The organism is Pantoea sp. AN62 (genome assembly GCF_050432985.1).
Lineage (GTDB): Bacteria > Pseudomonadota > Gammaproteobacteria > Enterobacterales > Enterobacteriaceae > Pantoea > Pantoea brenneri.
In genome coordinates this window covers 37507-54131 of sequence record NZ_JBNPYB010000001.1, presented here as the reverse complement: position 1 = coordinate 54131, position 16625 = coordinate 37507, and the positions used below count along the sequence as shown (strand labels likewise).

General features: G+C 55.2%; 22 protein-coding genes. 8 read left to right on the top strand and 14 right to left on the bottom strand.

All coding sequences use genetic code 11. The features are described 5' to 3' along the window. Nucleotides 1-32 precede the first annotated feature (32 nt). Genes mnmA through rluE form a run of 3 tightly spaced genes read right to left on the bottom strand, consistent with a single transcriptional unit; the run spans nucleotide 33 to nucleotide 2378 of the window. The gene (gene mnmA / locus FHW04_RS00285) at nucleotides 33-1145 is read right to left on the bottom strand and encodes a tRNA 2-thiouridine(34) synthase MnmA (protein ID WP_046288385.1); all 1113 of its coding nucleotides are present in this window, start codon (nucleotides 1143-1145) and stop codon (nucleotides 33-35) included. A gap of 39 nt (nucleotides 1146-1184) precedes the next feature. Continuing rightward, nucleotides 1185-1661, bottom strand: a complete 477-nt coding sequence (locus FHW04_RS00280) for an NUDIX domain-containing protein (RefSeq protein WP_031374486.1) — start codon at nucleotides 1659-1661, stop codon at nucleotides 1185-1187. A gap of 45 nt (nucleotides 1662-1706) precedes the next feature. Further along, the gene (gene rluE, locus FHW04_RS00275; protein ID WP_082097586.1) at nucleotides 1707-2378 is read right to left on the bottom strand and encodes a 23S rRNA pseudouridine(2457) synthase RluE; all 672 of its coding nucleotides are present in this window, start codon (nucleotides 2376-2378) and stop codon (nucleotides 1707-1709) included. Nucleotides 2379-2475: 97 nt separating this feature from the next. Between rluE and icd the strand changes: the two genes are divergently transcribed. Next, entirely contained in the window at nucleotides 2476-3726 is a 1251-nt protein-coding gene (icd, locus tag FHW04_RS00270; RefSeq protein ID WP_046288384.1) for an NADP-dependent isocitrate dehydrogenase, read from the top strand. Nucleotides 3727-3875: 149 nt separating this feature from the next. Here the strand turns inward: icd and FHW04_RS00265 are convergent, their stop codons facing one another. Continuing rightward, complete coding sequence (locus FHW04_RS00265) at nucleotides 3876-4271, bottom strand: hypothetical protein (RefSeq protein WP_089561035.1); 396 nt, start codon at nucleotides 4269-4271, stop codon at nucleotides 3876-3878. A gap of 568 nt (nucleotides 4272-4839) precedes the next feature. On the opposite strand from FHW04_RS00265, the gene FHW04_RS00260 reads away from it, so the two are divergent. After that, on the top strand, nucleotides 4840-5916 hold the full coding sequence (locus tag FHW04_RS00260) for a glycosyltransferase family 9 protein (RefSeq protein WP_089561034.1): 1077 nt from the start codon (nucleotides 4840-4842) through the stop codon (nucleotides 5914-5916). Here the strand turns inward: FHW04_RS00260 and FHW04_RS00255 are convergent. The 4 genes from FHW04_RS00255 to FHW04_RS00240 all read right to left on the bottom strand — a co-directional run bounded on the left by FHW04_RS00255 (nucleotide 5844) and on the right by FHW04_RS00240 (nucleotide 8237). Further along, a complete protein-coding gene (locus tag FHW04_RS00255; RefSeq protein ID WP_089561033.1) occupies nucleotides 5844-6197 on the bottom strand; it encodes a DUF1493 family protein in 354 nt (117 codons plus the stop codon). The two genes, FHW04_RS00260 and FHW04_RS00255, sit on opposite strands and share 73 nt — an antisense overlap. Next, a complete protein-coding gene (locus FHW04_RS00250; RefSeq protein ID WP_046288380.1) occupies nucleotides 6197-7258 on the bottom strand; it encodes a glycosyltransferase family 9 protein in 1062 nt (353 codons plus the stop codon). The genes FHW04_RS00255 and FHW04_RS00250 overlap by 1 nt, the downstream gene beginning before the upstream one ends. Nucleotides 7259-7627: 369 nt before the next feature. Next, entirely contained in the window at nucleotides 7628-7798 is a 171-nt protein-coding gene (locus FHW04_RS00245) for a hypothetical protein (protein WP_031374488.1), read from the bottom strand. 190 nt (nucleotides 7799-7988) lie between these two features. Next, a complete protein-coding gene (locus FHW04_RS00240; RefSeq protein ID WP_031374489.1) occupies nucleotides 7989-8237 on the bottom strand; it encodes a DUF883 family protein in 249 nt (82 codons plus the stop codon). Nucleotides 8238-8425: 188 nt separating this feature from the next. On the opposite strand from FHW04_RS00240, the gene FHW04_RS00235 reads away from it, so the two are divergent. Continuing rightward, the gene (locus tag FHW04_RS00235) at nucleotides 8426-8632 is read left to right on the top strand and encodes a DUF2767 family protein (protein WP_031374490.1); all 207 of its coding nucleotides are present in this window, start codon (nucleotides 8426-8428) and stop codon (nucleotides 8630-8632) included. A 62-nt stretch (nucleotides 8633-8694) separates the two neighbouring features. Here the strand turns inward: FHW04_RS00235 and FHW04_RS00230 are convergent, their stop codons facing one another. From FHW04_RS00230 to FHW04_RS00220, 3 genes are all read right to left on the bottom strand, one after another. Beyond that, nucleotides 8695-9705, bottom strand: a complete 1011-nt coding sequence (locus FHW04_RS00230) for a Ppx/GppA phosphatase family protein (protein ID WP_089561032.1) — start codon at nucleotides 9703-9705, stop codon at nucleotides 8695-8697. A 29-nt stretch (nucleotides 9706-9734) separates the two neighbouring features. Beyond that, on the bottom strand, nucleotides 9735-10286 hold the full coding sequence (locus FHW04_RS00225; protein WP_031374492.1) for a hypothetical protein: 552 nt from the start codon (nucleotides 10284-10286) through the stop codon (nucleotides 9735-9737). A gap of 63 nt (nucleotides 10287-10349) precedes the next feature. Beyond that, nucleotides 10350-10679: a hypothetical protein gene (locus tag FHW04_RS00220; protein WP_089561031.1), complete on the bottom strand. Its 330-nt coding sequence runs from the start codon at nucleotides 10677-10679 to the stop codon at nucleotides 10350-10352. Nucleotides 10680-10893: 214 nt separating this feature from the next. Between FHW04_RS00220 and FHW04_RS00215 the strand changes: the two genes are divergently transcribed. The 3 genes from FHW04_RS00215 to FHW04_RS00205 all read left to right on the top strand — a co-directional run bounded on the left by FHW04_RS00215 (nucleotide 10894) and on the right by FHW04_RS00205 (nucleotide 12086). Next, nucleotides 10894-11073 (top strand): hypothetical protein, encoded by a 180-nt coding sequence (locus FHW04_RS00215; RefSeq protein WP_031374494.1) that lies wholly within the window; start codon nucleotides 10894-10896, stop codon nucleotides 11071-11073. 194 nt (nucleotides 11074-11267) lie between these two features. Beyond that, on the top strand, nucleotides 11268-11651 hold the full coding sequence (locus FHW04_RS00210) for a hypothetical protein (RefSeq protein ID WP_031374495.1): 384 nt from the start codon (nucleotides 11268-11270) through the stop codon (nucleotides 11649-11651). A 21-nt stretch (nucleotides 11652-11672) separates the two neighbouring features. Continuing rightward, nucleotides 11673-12086 carry a GNAT family N-acetyltransferase gene (locus FHW04_RS00205; protein ID WP_031374496.1) on the top strand — a complete coding sequence of 138 codons (414 nt, stop codon included), beginning with the start codon at nucleotides 11673-11675 and terminating at the stop codon, nucleotides 12084-12086. Here the strand turns inward: FHW04_RS00205 and FHW04_RS00200 are convergent, their stop codons facing one another. Together FHW04_RS00200 and ldcA are read right to left on the bottom strand one after the other, a co-directional pair. Continuing rightward, nucleotides 12087-12749 (bottom strand): MBL fold metallo-hydrolase, encoded by a 663-nt coding sequence (locus FHW04_RS00200; protein ID WP_031374497.1) that lies wholly within the window; start codon nucleotides 12747-12749, stop codon nucleotides 12087-12089. Nucleotides 12750-12771: 22 nt separating this feature from the next. Beyond that, nucleotides 12772-13695, bottom strand: a complete 924-nt coding sequence (ldcA, locus tag FHW04_RS00195) for a muramoyltetrapeptide carboxypeptidase (RefSeq protein WP_176035874.1) — start codon at nucleotides 13693-13695, stop codon at nucleotides 12772-12774. A 166-nt stretch (nucleotides 13696-13861) separates the two neighbouring features. Here ldcA and emtA point away from each other — a divergent pair, with 166 nt between their 5' ends. Next, complete coding sequence (gene emtA, locus FHW04_RS00190) at nucleotides 13862-14491, top strand: membrane-bound lytic murein transglycosylase EmtA (RefSeq protein WP_084227875.1); 630 nt, start codon at nucleotides 13862-13864, stop codon at nucleotides 14489-14491. Between the two features lie 58 nt (nucleotides 14492-14549). On the opposite strand, the gene FHW04_RS00185 is transcribed toward emtA, so the two are convergent. Beyond that, nucleotides 14550-15500, bottom strand: a complete 951-nt coding sequence (locus FHW04_RS00185) for a sugar-binding transcriptional regulator (RefSeq protein WP_031374500.1) — start codon at nucleotides 15498-15500, stop codon at nucleotides 14550-14552. Between the two features lie 183 nt (nucleotides 15501-15683). On the opposite strand from FHW04_RS00185, the gene FHW04_RS00180 reads away from it, so the two are divergent. Then, nucleotides 15684-16625, top strand: a complete 942-nt coding sequence (locus FHW04_RS00180) for a D-ribose ABC transporter substrate-binding protein (protein WP_069729181.1) — start codon at nucleotides 15684-15686, stop codon at nucleotides 16623-16625.

Sequence of the window (16625 nt, the reverse complement as noted above, 5' to 3'; positions counted from 1 at the left end):
GTTTACGCGTCATGAACGCCGGGTTAAGCGGCTTATTTTGCGACTAACGGCAGACGCTCTTCGATAATGCCGCCACCCAGGCAGACCTCGCCAAGATAGAACACCGCAGATTGTCCGGGCGTGACCGCCGCGACAGGTTCATCAAAACGGACTTCAATCCGGTCTTCGCCATGCGGAATGATCTCACACGGGATGTCGGTCTGGCGATAGCGGGTTTTAACCGTACAGCGCAGCGGAGCCGCGATTGGCTGACGATCGACCCAGTGCAGCTGCTGCGCGATCAGGCCGACCGACATCAGACGCGGATGATCGCCACCCTGTGCGACAATCAGCCGATTGCGCGCCACATCTTTGTCGACCACATACCAGGGATCATCTTTGCTCTCTTTCAGGCCGCCGATACCCAGACCTTTGCGCTGGCCCAGCGTATGGTACATCAGACCCTGATGTTCGCCGACGATCTGACCGTCCACGGTCTCAATCTCACCGGGCTGAGCCGGCAGATAACGCGCCAGGAAGTCACGGAATTTGCGCTCACCGATAAAGCAGATGCCGGTAGAGTCTTTCTTTTTGGCGGTAATTAAATCCAGCTGTTCAGCGATGCGGCGCACCTCGGGCTTTTCCAGCTCGCCGACCGGGAACAGACTCTGAGCAATCTGCTGGTGGCTCAGGGTATACAGGAAGTAACTCTGATCTTTGTTGCCATCCAGGCCGCGCAGCAGCTGGCTCTGACCCTCAACGTCCTGACGACGAACATAGTGGCCGGTGGCAATGAAATCCGCGCCGAGATCTTCAGCCGCGAACTCGAGGAACGCTTTGAATTTGATCTCTTTATTGCACAGGATGTCGGGGTTCGGCGTACGACCCGCTTTATACTCTTCGAGGAAGTGCTCAAAGACGTTATCCCAGTATTCAGCGGCAAAGTTGACCTTGTGCAGCTTAATACCCAGTTTGTCGCACACCGCTTGCGCATCCGCCAGATCGTCCGCGGCAGTACAATATTCCTCGCCATCGTCCTCCTCCCAGTTCTTCATGAACAGGCCTTCGACCTGGTAGCCCTGCTGTTGCAGTAACCAGGCGGAAACGGAAGAATCGACGCCGCCGGACATACCGACGATCACTTTTTTCTGGCTGTTGTCAGACATGACACGCTCGCATAACGATAAAAAAACAGGCGGCGCATTCTACCATGCAGAAGACGGGCGCGCACCCTCATGAAACGGCCAGCGGAACGCGCTGACCAGATGTAACGGATAGCGCGCGCCCTGTTGCCACAGCCGTACGCTTTCCGCCACCAACGGTGAACGCAGGTTAGACGCGGTGAGAATCTGCGCTGGCGGCAACCACCAGCAGCAATCGATATCGCTATCCTGCGGCTGGGTTGGCTGCTTTTTGGCCAGATCGAGGCCAAACAGAAAACGCACAAAAGGCGTATTATCAGGCGCTATCCACTGATGAACGGTGATGAAATAGGCCATTTCTGCCGCGATACCGGTCTCTTCATATAATTCACGTTGCGCGGCTTGCTGCAGCGTTTCGTCCGCTTCAAGGTGTCCGGCTGGCTGATTCCAGGTAGGCTGTCCCTTAATGGTCTCTTCTACTACCAGCAGTTCACCTTCCGCCTGCACTAAACAGGCGACCGTGACATGAGGTTTAAACATCGTTCCTCCGGAATTGTTAACCTGACGTTATAAAAAATCGCTCTGTCAGGCTGGACTGTCGTCAGCATCGCGCCATGCGCCGGGCGCCAGATTATCGAGCGTATAGCCGCCCATCGCATAACGGATCAGCCGCAGAGTTGGAAAACCAATATGGGCCGTCATCCGGCGCAGCTGGCGGTTGCGGCCCTCATACAGCGTCACTTTAAGCCACTGGGTCGGGATATTTTTACGCTCGCGAATCGGCGGCTGGCGCGGCCAGAGCCACGCCGGTTCGGCGACTTTCTCGACCTGCGCCGGCAGGGTTGGGCCATCTTTCAGACTAACCCCATCCCGCAACGGTTGCAGGTCGCTCTCCTGCGGCTCGCCTTCGACCTGAACATAGTAGATCTTGCCGGTGCGTTTGCCGGGCTGGGTTAGCGCGGCCTGTAAGGCACCCTCGTTGGTCAGTACCATCAACCCTTCGCTGTCGCGATCGAGACGGCCCGCGGCATAGACCCCGGCCACGCTGATGAAATCTTTCAGGGTACGACGGCCCGCTTCATCGGTGAACTGTGGCAAAACATCGAAGGGTTTGTTAAACAGCACCACGCGGCGCGGCGCGGCACTACGCTCAGGGGCCCGTCGCGCATCACGCGTCGGGCGGCTGAATCGTTTATCCTGGTGAATTCGTTGAGATGTTTTTCGCATGGGCTTTGCAGTCAGAAACAATGGGCGCATTATAACGCGAAATTGCGGTGATTGGCGTGACGGAAATATTCAAGTAGTATTGACCCGCATCTTACAAATCATTAACAAAATCGCCTAGGAGAGGTTAATGGAAAGCAAAGTAGTTGTTCCGGCGGAAGGTCAAAAAATCACCCTGAACCAGGGCAAACTGGTTGTCCCGAATAATCCGGTCATTCCTTACATTGAGGGTGACGGTATCGGCGTTGATGTTTCACCAGTGATGCTGAAAGTGGTCGACGCTGCGGTGAAGAAAGCCTACAACGGCGAGCGCAAAATCTCCTGGATGGAGATTTACACCGGTGAGAAATCCGTGGAACTTTACGGCCAGGACGTCTGGCTGCCACAGGAAACCCTCGACTTAATTAAAGAATATCGTGTTGCCATCAAAGGCCCACTGACCACCCCGGTCGGCGGCGGTATTCGTTCACTGAACGTTGCCCTGCGTCAGGAGCTGGACCTCTACGTCTGCCTGCGTCCGGTACGTTACTACAAAGGCACGCCAAGCCCGGTTAAACGTCCTGAAGAGACCGACATGGTGATCTTCCGTGAAAACTCCGAAGATATCTATGCTGGTATCGAGTGGAAAGCGGGTTCTGCCGAAGCGGACAAAGTGATCAAGTTCCTGCGCGAAGAGATGGGCGTGAAGAAAATTCGCTTCCCTGAGCAGTGTGGTATCGGCGTTAAGCCGTGCTCGGAAGAGGGTACCAAGCGTCTGGTACGCGCGGCAGTTGAATACACCATCACCAACGATCGTGATTCCCTGACTCTGGTCCACAAAGGCAACATCATGAAGTTCACCGAAGGCTCGTTCAAAGACTGGGGTTACCAGTTAGTGAAAGAAGAGTTCGGCGGCGAACTGATCGACGGCGGCCCGTGGATGAAGTTCAAAAACCCGAACACCGGTAAAGAGATCATCGTTAAAGATGTGATTGCCGATGCGTTCCTGCAGCAAATCCTGCTGCGTCCGGCTGAATATGACGTTATCGCCTGTATGAACCTGAACGGTGACTACATCTCCGACGCCCTGGCGGCGCAGGTTGGCGGTATCGGTATTGCACCAGGCGCTAACATTGGTGATGAGTGCGCGCTGTTCGAAGCCACGCACGGTACTGCACCTAAGTATGCCGGTCAGGATAAAGTGAACCCAGGTTCAGTGATCCTGTCAGCAGAAATGATGCTGCGTCACATGGAATGGTTCGAAGCGGCAGACCTGATTGTTAAAGGTGTTGAAGGCGCTATCGCTAACAAGACCGTGACTTACGATTTCGAACGCCTGATGGATGGCGCTAAACTGCTGAAATGTTCAGAGTTTGGTGACGCGATCATCGAAAATATGTAATCCCTGACGGGATGACGTGGATTAAAAACGGGAGCGGAAACGTTCCCGTTTTTTTATGGAAAAACTGGCTCGCCAGCCAGAGCGCATCCGGCGTCAGGCTGGAAAAACTAAGGTCATACTAAAACCTGGCAACAGCCGCGCTAACCGTCTCACCTGGCCGCTGACGGCGTTACTGTGAGCTGATCAGTGGCAATTCGGCTGGCTTCAACCCGTCCCGGGCAAGCCTTGTTTAATTCATTTTCAAGCACGCTATCCGCAGCATGTTCGGTCAGCCGTTTGAATCTGAGCCTGCGTTTAAGACCATCTTCTGAACAGTCATGCGCCTCAGCAAGCTGAACCGCGGCGCTGTAAGCGTTGTAACACCCATTGGCATCAGAAACGTGCTGCTTACACTCGCTGAACCGATCAAAAGTGATGTCGGGATGCGCGATCAGCCAGGCAATCTGCGGATTGACCTTTATTCCCTTAATCACCGCGGGCAGGGTCAGATAACTCAATACCACCGCCAGTATGGTGGTGAGATACATAAAGCGCTGGTAGGGCACAGGATTTCCTTCTGTCTGGCGCTGGGGTTGCGTAGCGTCGATTGTGACCAGCCCTGACCCAATCGGCCATCAATCAGAGCCAGTAAAGCGCCGATCACCCAGGCAGAACAATCGAATTATCGGCAGACCAGAACGATATCGTCGTTGCGGTCACCCCGACGTTCGCTGTTCTGCCCGCTCGTGACGTTGAAAAGTAACCCGCCGCCAGAAACGGAGTGTGTTGTGGGGGGGGCATTTTTACTTCGCAGATTAATAGTAACAACCGCAATTATTGTTAAGCCGGTAACTCCGCACAATGAGATGATTCTTACGCCCCTTCAAGAGCTAAGCCATTGCGAGTGCCGGAGATAAGCGCCGGGTGGGGCATGTTCTCAGGCTGCCAGCAGGGCGGCCTGTTTTATTTGTTGCCTGCTTTACCCTTTCCGCTATTCCCGCTATTGAACCAACCCCGATCTGCGCTGACTAATTGCTGACTTATGCCGTCACGGTTATCCCTTTGCGGACGCCAGTGGCGAGCCTTATTTTTAGCCAGCCAGACGGCATAGCCGCTGCGCAAAGGATGTCAGAGATGCGGGTTTTGATTATTTGTCGGGATAATATTGGCGATACCTTACTGACTACGCCGCTGATCAGCGCGCTGCATCAGTCATGTGAGCATCAGGTTGATGTGTTAACCAACAATTATGCGGCACCGGTACTGCAGCACAATCCTGATATCCGGCAACTGTTTTACTATACCAAGTCGCATCATCGCGAGGCGGGACAGGGCAGAATCGCCTGCCTGCTGCAGCGTCTGCAACTGATGCTGACGCTGAAAAAGAACCGATACGATACGGTGATTCTGGCGAAAAGCCGCTGGGATCAGCATGGCCTGAAGTGGGTGAAAATGGTGCGTCCGGGGCAGGTGATTGCGCTGGGAGAAGAGCCACATCCGCTGATCACCCACTTGTTAGCGCCGCAGGCATCCGCGCAGGCTCATATCGCTGAGATCCTGTACAGTCTGGCCCGTCCTTTCAACCTTGCCGCCGCTGCGCCGGGCAAGCTGACGCTGATGCCGGATGCAGAGATTGCCGCCGACCTGCGAAAAAGCTACGCCATCGACTCCTCTCAGCCGGTCTATGCATTACAAATCAGCGCCCGTAAGCCGAGCCAGCAGTGGCCAGCTGAGCGCTTTGCTGAACTGGCCGAAACCCTCGCCGCCCGGCATTCATGCCAGATCATGCTGTTGTGGTCGCCTGGTCGTCGCGATAATCCGCGCCATCCTGGCGATGACGAGAAGGCCCACGAGATTATGGCGCTGTGCCCGCAGCTGACGCTGAAAGCGGTGGCGACCACCAGCCTGCCGCAATTGATTGCGGCGATGTCGTTGTGTCAGGGACTGGTCACCAGTGATGGCGGGGCGATGCATATCGGGGCGGCGCTTGGTCTGCCGGTTGTGGCGATGTTTGGCGACAGCGATCCGGCCTGCTGGCATCCGTGGCAGGTGAAGCATCAGGTACTGCAACCGGCATCGCGTGACGTGACCTCGCTCAGCAGCCGCGAGGTATACGACGCGTTTGCGAACACCGTTATTCAGTCATTCCCCTCAGGCCAGCGGCCCAGGCTGGCCGCCTCACACAGTAATGCTACCGTCAGTGGACGGTAGGGTAAGCCTGCACTGAACCCCAACCGCCCGGCCAGCACCAACAGCGCGGAAGGTGACGCCGGAAAATAGCGGGTCTCATCGTAGCGTTTTGAACAGACGTCAAAGGTAATAAAAAAATCACTCATCAGTATCGCGAATTCCACCTCACTCAGCGGCAACTGCTGCAGGTAGAAGTCGTGACGATCAATTTTCCTGAACCGGCCAAACACCGTTGGCTGATTATGGTACTCAATCAAATCGATCACTGCTTGTGGCGAACAGGGCTTGCGGGACGTCTCCATTATCCCACCAGCTGGGTCACGGCCTGATGGACTTCCTCAGCCTTGATTGAGGCCATCGGATGTTGTGAGGCGTGGCGTTCCGGACGATGGATAACGATATGGCGATCGCTGTCCTGACACGGACCGGTATAACGCGGGTTGGCGGTGGAGAACAGGCTGACGGTGGGAACCTGTGCCGCGACAGCGATGTGCAGCGGGCCGGTATCACCGGTGACCAGCAAATCCAGGCTGCGGATCAGCGTAATCAGTCCGCTGAGATTGGTTTTACCCGCCATTGGCGTGACGTTTTTACGGTATTGCAGCGGCAGGCTGTCGATAAATTGCTGCTCAAGCGGCTGCTCTGCTGCGGTGCCGGTGACAATGATTTCACAGTCAGGCCAGCTCTCCAGCAAGTCCGTGGCCAGCTGGCTAAAATGCGCCAGCGGCCAGCGCCGGATATCTTTCGACGCGCCCAGCTGAAACCCAATCCGCCGATGGGCACAGGGTGCAGCGGCCGGGCTGTCCAGCCCCGGCAAATGCATCTCCGTCTGGTGGGTTTCGGCACCCAGCGATTCTACTAATTTTAATTTGCGCTTAATGGTGTGATCGTCGAAATAACCCGAGTAATGGTCAAGGTGTTTATTTAATAGCGTGGATTCGCTGCCATAGTGATCGCGAATTATTGTCTGGCTGCCGGTGATAACCGAACTCAAAATATCGTACGGAAAATGGGCGTGTAATATCACGGACAGGTCGGGTTTTTTACGTCGCAGCTTGAATAGCAAGGGTAAAAAATTCAGCAGTTTATTATCCCAGATATAGATATCGTCAAACCAGTGATAGCGGGTGACTAAATCTTTATTTTTCTTACTGGAGACCAGAATAAATTTACTGGTGGGAAAACGGTTTTTCAGGCTCCAGATTGCCGGCGTATTCATCAGGAAGTCTCCCAGCGCGGTGGTGGAGTAGATAACCACCGTCTCTGGTGTCAGACCCTGCAGGCTGTGGGGTTTTTTCCGGCTGGAGAATCGGGAATAAAGCGTTAACAACCGATCTATCAGATAAATCTTTTTTTTCTTCACGTCTGGATTCTCTTAAACGTATTAATTTTATTGAACAGAAAGCAGTATGAAGAATTAGATAATAAGGTAACGGGGAAAGTTCATTCTCATGGCTTATTTCAGGTGGCCGTAGAGCAAGCGTTGAACTTATAAACAGTCTTTTTACTGTATATGAGTATAATCTTTACAATAGGGCGTTGGCGTAAGGGAAATATTCAGGAATGGATTAGGATGATTCTGCAAATTAATATAAGTGAGAGGATGTTTTTTTATTTTATCAGTGATTAATAGTCGGGTAATTATTAGTCTGCATGCTATTTATATGACTGCCCGCTTAACTATCTGCCGGACAGATGAAACAGCCCCCGGCAACGGTGCCGGGGGAGCGTGTTATGACTGAGGCTGACCGACCGGGCCTGAACCCAGCGTACCGCCTGGTGAAGACTGACCGCTTGGCGCATGAGGACGGCCATCTTCTTTAATCGCGCTGCTCTGGTGTGAACAGCCTGCCAGTGACGTCAGGGTTGCTGCAACCAGCAACAGGGCAGGGAATGCTTTCATGTGACCACCTTTTATTTATTCAGAAAAGTAAAAAGAATCTGTAAGCACGTACCTGACTAAGCCTGGTTGAAAAATAACATTCAGCCTGAAGGGATCTGATTTTTCAGAGATTTCTCAGCACCGGGCGGGACGCGACAGCCAAAAAAAAACGGAAGCCAGCGGCTTCCGTTCTGTCACGTATTCTGCCGAATTACTTGCGGCCCAGCAGGAAGCCGATGAATACGCCCACGCCTGCGGCAACAGCCAGACCGGCAAAAGGATTAGACTGAACCTGATCCTTGATGCAATCCGCTGCATCACGCGCGGCATAACTGGCCTGGTTGGTATAACGACGGGCCGCGCCTTTCGCCTGATGCTCAGATGAACCGGTTGCTGCGCCAAATTGTTCCTGAACTGCGCCAGCGGCTTCTTTAACTTTATCTTCGATTTTTCCTGACATTTAGTGCTCCTTGGTTTTAGTGAGACTCTCCAAGCGTAGCAAAGATGGCGAACTCTGCGCCGTTAAGCGGTAAATGAAGCGGTAAAAATCGTTTCTGGCTGTGAATGGCGTTCTGTTTGCAGGCAAAGCGTTTCCTGTCTAGCCTTTGTAAAACCGGGTCGATGTTAAGCGTAATGGGAGGAGAGGCGATGAAACGTGATGTACTCAAAGAAGACGACTATGACGAAGTGTGCCGGGTGATAGGCGACGCGGTCATTATGCTGGTGGAGTGTGGCCATGAAACCAAACGCGATGATATCTATGACGTGCTGAAACGCACCCGCCAGCACCGCGCCCACAGCGAACGGGACGAGCAAAAGATGCTGGAACACGCTATCCGTTTGATCAAACCCTGAGCTTTCTGCGCCAGACCGGAAGCGTAAAACCGGCACTGAGGCCGGTTTACCTTGCCACTCCGCTACTGCAACAGCACACCCTGAATCAGACTGGCATTGACTATGGTTACCTCGTCTATCTTCAGCGCCCGCATGTAGCCTTCAACCAGCAACAGATTACTGACGTCGGTTGCCCGATAATCGCCGGTCAGTTCGCTGTCGCCTTTCCAGACCTGCTGTTTCGCCAGCGCGCTTAAGGTGGCCAGACTGTAATGCTGAGGTTTGCCTGCTAACTGATTACGGATAGAAAAACCGTGCACGCCACCAATGCCAATCACCCGGCGGCTGGCCACATCCTGCATGATTTCGGGGCTGACATCGTTACGGGCAAACAACCCGACAAAGCGCAGCACCGATTGCCGCCACGAACCAATCGGGTTTGGCGACGCGGCGTCCGGGGTGTTTTTCAGCACCGTCAGGATGAAATTCTTCAGCGTCACCGAGGCGAGCTTACCCTGATAAATATCGGCGACCGGCTGGCCCTGCTGCTGTCGCCAGGCGGTCATCTGCATCGAACCACCGCCAATATCCCACACCAGCAGTTGATCATCGCGGAGTGTCGGATCGTTAAGCGCCGCTTTCGCCGAGAGAAAACCGAGCTTTGCTTCCTGCTGCTGTGAGATGACAGTCAGTTGGGTGCGGGTCTGGCTGGCCAGCGCGGCCACCACCGCCGGACCATTGCTGGCGCGACGAAATACCGCCGTTGCCACGCCGCTGATGCGCTGCGGGTGATAACGTTGCGCATTGTTCACTAGCTGCCGCAGCGCCACTTCACCCTGATGGATAATCGCCGGACTCAGCCGGTTATCGCTGGCCGCCGACAGCGCGTCGTTGTACGGCACGGCGCGCTGATCCTGATACAGCATTTTCTCGATGCGATGCTGACAGACATCCACCCGGGCGACGGCGATTTTGGTGCTGCCGGAGCCGATATCAAGGCCGGCCCGGATTTGCTGACACGCCTCGGCCGCGGCCGCGCCAGTGAACAACAGTGAACAGATCAGCGTTACAACAGGCAGCGCAAAAGGGCGCATAGCGGCTCCGGTAGCAGGGGAAAGCGGGATTAACGGGACGCCACGCAAGCCGGATACCAGCTCACCAGGAAATGGCGCAGATGGTCGAAACACCATTCGGCGTCATCAGCCTGCGGGCAATAGAACTGAATGGTGATTTTTTCATATTCACGCTGCCGCTGACGCAGCGGTGACCAGCTCCAGTCGAGCACCGAGCGGGCATAATTCACCAGCGTGCCGGGCGGCATCTGATGTTGCTTCTCCTGCTCGGCCAGATAGAGATTAAAGCGGGCTTCAAGTTCCAGCGCCTCATCATGGCCGTGATGCGGCAGATCGGGGCGAAACGCCACGTCAACAAAGCCACATACCGCATTGGTCTGCTGCTGCCAGTCGCAGGCCAGCGTCATAAACAGTCCATCCTGCAGATTAATCTCTTCCACCAGCCGACGCAGATTGACCGAATGAGCCAGCACCGCGATCTCCTCCAGCCGGCCGGTTTCCAGCGTAAGATCGAAACCACACGGATTAACCGAGCCATCGGCATTGCGGGTGGCGGGGAAGGGGAAATCGATGTAACCGTTGTTATCCAGACGCTTTTCCATGGGAAAGAGACCTGCTGCTTGACGTTTCGTGACAATAAACCATCTGGCAGCAGGTTTCACCCCTTATGGACATGTCCAGGTAATCTGGGTGTTCTGATACGGATTGATCAGGCGGAACTGTTTATCGGACAGGCGCTGGGCATAGTAACCTTCGCGCGTGACGGCGGAAGGGACATACCTGAAACGATCAAGCGACTGCAGCGGCCCGCTGTCTACCCTGACATCATCGCGGCTGACGCTGAACGAACTCACCAGGTCAAAGATGACACCCTGCGTTTGTCCCATTGATTGGCCATAAATCGTCGATACTTCGCCGGGACATTCAACGCCTTTCGGGCCAGATGAACATCCAGTCATCAGTATGATGAATATGAAAATGCTGAGTCGCAACATGATCCTCTACCTGCTTCAGTCCCTGGGAATCTCGTGGCGCTGATTCTATCTTGTTGCGTCACTAATAGCTTGATCATAGCAGTTTCAACACCGCTTCCCATTTGCAATTTGTTTAATCGGTAAGCAACAGGAATGTAAAAGGGTGACTTTGCTAATTAATTAACGTTATTCTTGGCTTCTTTGCGCACCACTTAGGCAAAACCAGGGATAAATGATGAACGAAGAAGAAGCACATCTAATGATTATTCGTCACGCGATTGAGCAACTTGAGAGCGATAAAAAGCATCAGGTGGTCAGTTGTGCAGCGGATATTCGCGCCGCCATGCAGGCATATGACGGCGAAAATGCGGGACTGGCCCTGATGTTAGTGGCTGCAGAGGTCTCGTCAGCATAACGGCAGACAGGCCAGCGTAACCGATCCGGACGCTGGCCTGATTACTTTAAAAACGCTCAACTTTTCAGATTTTCCTCCGCCCGATTCTACCTTTCACTGGTCTTATTTTACCCGCCGCATGACATTTTCTCTCACCTGTGATGTGTTAAGCTAAAAAATTGCTAATAAAATCATCCATTCAGCGGAGAGATCAGATGAAGACAGCACTGATGACCCTCGGCCTGCTGGCCTGTTATATCGCCCCCGCCTGGAGCGAGAGCGAGTTTCAGATTACCTGTCCTGGCCGTCCGACCATGACCATCTCACGCGCTGAGTACGGCTTAACCACCTTAATGTGGCCGCAGCGACACTTCCAGATTGCTGCCGGCCAGCAGCGCACCCAGTTACAGGCTGGCGATAAGGTGGCGATTACCCGCTTTCGTAACGGCGACCAGTTAATCGTTAACCAGCGCACTCAGGCGACCTTCTTTGTTTACCGCGACAGCGATAAGCTGGTGCCCTGTAGCCGCAGCGAAAAACGTGATGTCGATGCGTTGACCCTGGAGCGCTACGATGATCGTCAGCAGCCCAACTCTTAATCCCTCGTCACAGGAGCCGCTATGCAACTCAGTATCACCGATAAGGTAACACCGCAGGATCTGGATGAAGTCCGTCTGGGGCTGAATGCGTTCAACAGCAAATTTATTAATGTTGATGAGATCAAATCGATTGGGGTGTTTATCTGCGATGAGCAGGGCAGGAAGCAGGCGGGGCTGACCGGCTCAACCGCCGGCAACTGGCTGCGAATCGACATGCTGTGGGTGAGTGATACGTTGCGCGGGCAGGGCGTCGGTAGCCGGTTAATCAGGGCGGCAGAGCAGGAAGCGCGCCAGCGCGGTTGCCGTTTCGCTCAGGTCGATACCGCCAGTTTTCAGGCACGTCCTTTCTATGAAAAGCTCGGCTTCACCCTGCGTTTCAGCCTTGACCACTATCCCCGCCAGCATCAGCGGCATTATCTGACCAAAGCTTTGTGATCAGAACAGCGGCTGCTGGCGCAAATCCAGCGGCTGCTGTTCTGCTTCATCAATCGCAGCCAGCCAGCTTTGCAGCGTCACTTTTTTCCACGACAGATGACCACGGGTGGTGCTCATCAGCACCACATCGGGTCGCAGCGTGCGGTAAAACTCCAGCGTCTGGCTCAGCTCCGCCGGATTGCTGTCCGGCACCAGCACGGTAACCCACCGGTCATGCGCCCGCGTCACCGTATCGCCGACAAACAGATAGGTCAGGCCGAGTGGCGAATGATAAAGGAAGCTGCTGCTGCCCGGCGTATGGCCCGGCGTGGGCAGCAGCTGGAAATTGCCGAAATGGGTCTCCTGCTGCGAAAACGTATCATCAGGCTCCACGAAACGGCTGATCGGGCCCAGCGAGCGGCTGTGGCAGTAAAGCGCACTGCTGAAACGTTGCTGAATCAGCGCGGCACCCGGTGCAGACTCATGCCAGTGCGTCAGATAGTGGCGGATTACTCCGCCGGTATCGGCGATCACTTCATGATCGAGCGGATTTTCCACCCGGCCAATCAGCAGATTACCGCGCGGGTGACGCAGCATAAACCCATGCATCATCAGGTCATTAACGGTATCTTCCACCGGAAATTCCGGGGTTGAGATCCACAAATCGTCATACAACGGCTTCAATGTCGATCTCCTGAAACGTTTTTTATCCGCGCAGGACGGGATGCCCGGTCGCTTGCAAATGGGCGTGCCCCTGACTGACCTGTAAGCTGGCACTGGCCCCTAAAGGCAGGGTTACGGTGTCAGCCGCATGGCCAAACGCTAACTCGCTGATCACCGGCAAGCCGCAGGTGTCGCGCAGCCGTTGCCAGACGGTGCTGAAATCAAATCCGTTGTCATATTCTGACAGGGCGGTACTGGTAAAACTGCCGGTGACGATGGCGCGCTGGCGGGCCAGAATACCGCTCTGCTGCAGCTGAATCAGCATCCGTTCAATGCGGAACGGGTGCTCATTCACATCCTCGATCACCAGAATGCCGTTTTCGATCTGTGGCATCCACGGCGTACCGATCAGCGAACAGATCATCGCCAGGTTACCGCCCCACAGCGTACCCTGCCATTCGCCCTGATCCGGCGATTCGCTCTGCCAGTCTACGTTGACTGTAGGTGATGTCAGCGCCTGCCAGAAGTGCTGCAGGGTAAATTCAGATAAAGTCGTCGCGCCAAAATTGCCGGCCAGCATCGGCGCGCTGAAACTGATCAAGCCTACCTGCGCCAGCAGGGCGAGCTGGATCGCCGTGAAATCGCTGTGGCCGCACAGCGCCAGTGGCTGATTCAGCAGGCGACGCTGCAGTCCCACGTAATCGATCGCGTCCAGTAACCGGCTGGCACCGTAGCCGCCGCGCACCGCCAGCACCACATCGGGCAGGGTGCTGAGCGTAGCCAGCTGGTTGATATCCGCCAGCCGCTCGGCGTCAGTGCCGGCAAAGCGCTGGAAACGGCGGGTAATCACCTGCTGGTTATCAACCTGATGGCCCGCCGCGCGCAGCCGTTCAACGCCAAGCAGGGCTGCAGGCTGATTGTGACAGTAACCGGACGGGGAGATAAGACGGATTGAACGTGAAATCATCATACTTTCCTGCTGTTAGCGCACCTGACTCAGGCCGATGATGACGAAAAGCGCCGCTGAAGTCACGGTACGGAAAGCGAATTACTGCATTTAGGATAAACGGTAATTTTGCTCTGAGTCTGTCTGGGTATGATAGCATTCGCCACTTCTGCAACGAGATGAAAAATTGCTGAAATTCCGACACCTTATCCTGTCAGCGTTATTCCTGACCGGCTGTGCCAGCGAGCCGTCGCATCATGCTGTTAAACAGCGGAATACGCCGTTAACCCAGGCACCGCCCTCCAGCGTCAATGATGCCTGGTCGATGTTTACCGAAGATGCCGCCAGTCATTATGGTGTTGATGAGAAGCTGATCAGCGCCATTATTAGTGTCGAGTCGGGTGGGAATCCGGGTGTGGTCAGCCGCTCTAATGCCGTCGGGCTGATGCAAATCAAAGCCTCTACTGCGGGTCGCGAAGTCTACCGAACGCTCGGACGGCGCGGACAGCCTTCCAACGCTGAGCTGCGCGATCCGGCGAAGAATATCGATATCGGCACCGCCTATATCCGCATCCTGCAGGACTCCGCCCTGTCGGGCATCCGCGATCCGCTGACGCTGCGTTATGCCACCATCGTCTCTTATGCCAACGGCGCTGGCGCACTGCTGCGCACCTTCTCGCGCGACCGCGATCGGGCGATTGCGATGATCAATGCGATGTCGCCGGACGAGTTTTATCAGCATGTGCAGAATAAACATCCGGCGGCTCAGGCACCGCGCTATCTGTGGAAAGTGACCACCGCTTATCGCACCATCTGATGATCCGTCCGGCGGAGTTCACTGATGGACCCGCCGGGCGACACGCTGCTTAGCCGCGTCAGCAGGCCAGCAGCTGCCGCGCCGTCGGATAATCGACAATCAGCACATTGATATAACCGCCGCGCAGCGCGCCCCGGATCGCCTGGGCTTTCTCTGTTCCACCCGCCAGCGCCACCACCTGCGGACACCGCTTCACCTGCGCCAGTTCCATACCGATGACCGGATCTTCTTCAGCCTGCAATACCGGCTGCCCACTGGCGTCGAAATAGTGCAGACAGATATCGCCGACCGCGCCGCGCGCTGCCAGGGTCCGGAGCATCTCGCCATCGTAATAGTTGCCGGAATTGCGCAGCAGCGCCGACGGCTCGAGATCGCCAATCCCGACGATGGCCAGATCGACCTGATCAAATTTACCCAACACCTCCGCCACTTCAGCATTGGCCGACAGCCGCTGGCGATCGCTGACCGATCGTTCAATCGACTGCGAGGGCAGCAGCCAGGCCGGGCAGTTGAGCAACGCCGCCAGGTTTTGCGTCAGAATAGTCGCCTGCACATTGCCGTTCGCGCCGACCCCACCCAGCAGCTGGATCACCCCTTTGCAGGAGCTGTTCAGCGGATGCAGCGCATCGACCATCGCCCGAATGGTGCCGCTCCACGATGAAATGCCAATCAGTTCATCATCCCGCAGGCGAGTCTCAAGATAATGCGCCGCCGCCGATCCAATCGCCTGCTTAATCTGTAAGGTCGAGGCCTGATCCGGCACATCCACCACGATCGCCTGCGGCAGGCCGTAGGTCTGCTCAATCGCTTTCTCCAGTTCAGGAAAAACATTGGCTGGCGGAACCACGCTGATCTTAACCACGCCCTCTTTGACGCTGCGATTAAGAATGCGTGAGACAAACGACTGCGATAACTTCAGTGACTGCGCAATCTCTGACTGCTTGAGCCCTTCAACGTAGTAAAGGGTGGCAATCTTCACCATCAGTCGCTGTTCATCCTGTTTTGCCATCGGTTTTTCCCTCTCTGATTCTGCCCGGTATTGTTAACCAGGATCGCCAAAATCACAACGCAGGTTAATTTGTGATCGTTTTCGCTTTTTAGTGATCGCGCATTGGACGGCGTGTCGCCGCCGGTGCATAGTCATTATGCATATAAAATCGCGTGTGAATATATATTCAAGCGGAGAAAAATAATGACTCGTCCTCTGATCAAACTGACCCTGCTGGCTTCAATCATCGCTTTCTCATCCTCGGTGCTGGCAGCGGAAACCGGGCTGCTGGCGATTATCACCCCGTCACACGACAACCCCTTCTTTAAAGCGGAGGCGGAAGGCGCGTTAGCCAAAGCCAAAGAGCTGGGATACACCACGCTGGTGGCCTCGCATGATGATGACGTCAACAAACAAAACCAGCTGATTGAAACGGCGATCGCCCGCAAAGCCAAAGCGATCATTCTGGATAACGCCGGTGCCGATGCCACGGTCGGGCCGGTGCAAAAAGCCAAAGATGCCGGTATCCCCACCTTCCTGATCGACCGGGAGATCAATAAAACCGGCATTGCGGTGGCGCAGATCGTCTCGAATAACTATCAGGGCGCGCAGCTGGGGGCTGAGAAATTTGCCAAATTGCTGGGCGGTAAAGGGGACTACGTTGAACTGCTCGGCAAAGAGTCCGACACCAACGCTGGCGTGCGTTCGCAGGGTTACCACGACGTGCTGGATGATTACAGCGAGATGAAAATGGTGGCTCAGCAGAGCGCCAACTGGAGCCAGACCGAAGCCTTCAGCCGGATGGAAACCATTCTGCAGAAGCACCCCAATATCGTCGGGGTGATCTCCGGCAACGATACCATGGCGCTGGGAGCCGAAGCCGCGCTGAAAGCCGCCGGCAAAACCGCGGTGATCGTGGTGGGCTTTGACGGCAGCGACTACACCCGCGACTCGATTATCAATAAAGGCAATATCAAAGCCACGGTGCTGCAACCGGGCTGGGATCAGGCGCAGATGGCGGTCAGTCAGGCCGACTACTACCTGAAAAATGGCAAAGCGCAGAAAGAGGAGAAGCAGCTGATGGACTGCGTGCTGATTGACGACAGCAACGCCGCCAGACTGAAAAACTTCAACCTGGCGAAATAA

Excerpts from the sequence above, each read along its gene's own strand:
- icd (WP_046288384.1), top strand. The coding sequence starts at position 2,476 with ATGGAAAGCAAAGTAGTTGTTCCGGCGGAAGGTCAAAAAATCACCCTG.
- mnmA (WP_046288385.1), bottom strand. The coding sequence starts at position 1,145 with ATGTCTGACAACAGCCAGAAAAAAGTGATCGTCGGTATGTCCGGCGGC.
- FHW04_RS00260 (WP_089561034.1), top strand. The coding sequence starts at position 4,840 with ATGCGGGTTTTGATTATTTGTCGGGATAATATTGGCGATACCTTACTG.
- FHW04_RS00280 (WP_031374486.1), bottom strand. The coding sequence starts at position 1,661 with ATGTTTAAACCTCATGTCACGGTCGCCTGTTTAGTGCAGGCGGAAGGT.
- FHW04_RS00185 (WP_031374500.1), bottom strand. The coding sequence starts at position 15,500 with ATGGCAAAACAGGATGAACAGCGACTGATGGTGAAGATTGCCACCCTT.
- ldcA (WP_176035874.1), bottom strand. The coding sequence starts at position 13,695 with ATGATTTCACGTTCAATCCGTCTTATCTCCCCGTCCGGTTACTGTCAC.
- FHW04_RS00205 (WP_031374496.1), top strand. The coding sequence starts at position 11,673 with ATGCAACTCAGTATCACCGATAAGGTAACACCGCAGGATCTGGATGAA.
- FHW04_RS00230 (WP_089561032.1), bottom strand. The coding sequence starts at position 9,705 with ATGCGCCCTTTTGCGCTGCCTGTTGTAACGCTGATCTGTTCACTGTTG.
- FHW04_RS00180 (WP_069729181.1), top strand. The coding sequence starts at position 15,684 with ATGACTCGTCCTCTGATCAAACTGACCCTGCTGGCTTCAATCATCGCT.
- FHW04_RS00220 (WP_089561031.1), bottom strand. The coding sequence starts at position 10,679 with ATGTTGCGACTCAGCATTTTCATATTCATCATACTGATGACTGGATGT.
- FHW04_RS00245 (WP_031374488.1), bottom strand. The coding sequence starts at position 7,798 with ATGAAAGCATTCCCTGCCCTGTTGCTGGTTGCAGCAACCCTGACGTCA.
- rluE (WP_082097586.1), bottom strand. The coding sequence starts at position 2,378 with ATGCGCCCATTGTTTCTGACTGCAAAGCCCATGCGAAAAACATCTCAA.
- FHW04_RS00215 (WP_031374494.1), top strand. The coding sequence starts at position 10,894 with ATGAACGAAGAAGAAGCACATCTAATGATTATTCGTCACGCGATTGAG.
- FHW04_RS00240 (WP_031374489.1), bottom strand. The coding sequence starts at position 8,237 with ATGTCAGGAAAAATCGAAGATAAAGTTAAAGAAGCCGCTGGCGCAGTT.
- FHW04_RS00255 (WP_089561033.1), bottom strand. The coding sequence starts at position 6,197 with ATGGAGACGTCCCGCAAGCCCTGTTCGCCACAAGCAGTGATCGATTTG.
- FHW04_RS00235 (WP_031374490.1), top strand. The coding sequence starts at position 8,426 with ATGAAACGTGATGTACTCAAAGAAGACGACTATGACGAAGTGTGCCGG.
- FHW04_RS00225 (WP_031374492.1), bottom strand. The coding sequence starts at position 10,286 with ATGGAAAAGCGTCTGGATAACAACGGTTACATCGATTTCCCCTTCCCC.
- FHW04_RS00210 (WP_031374495.1), top strand. The coding sequence starts at position 11,268 with ATGAAGACAGCACTGATGACCCTCGGCCTGCTGGCCTGTTATATCGCC.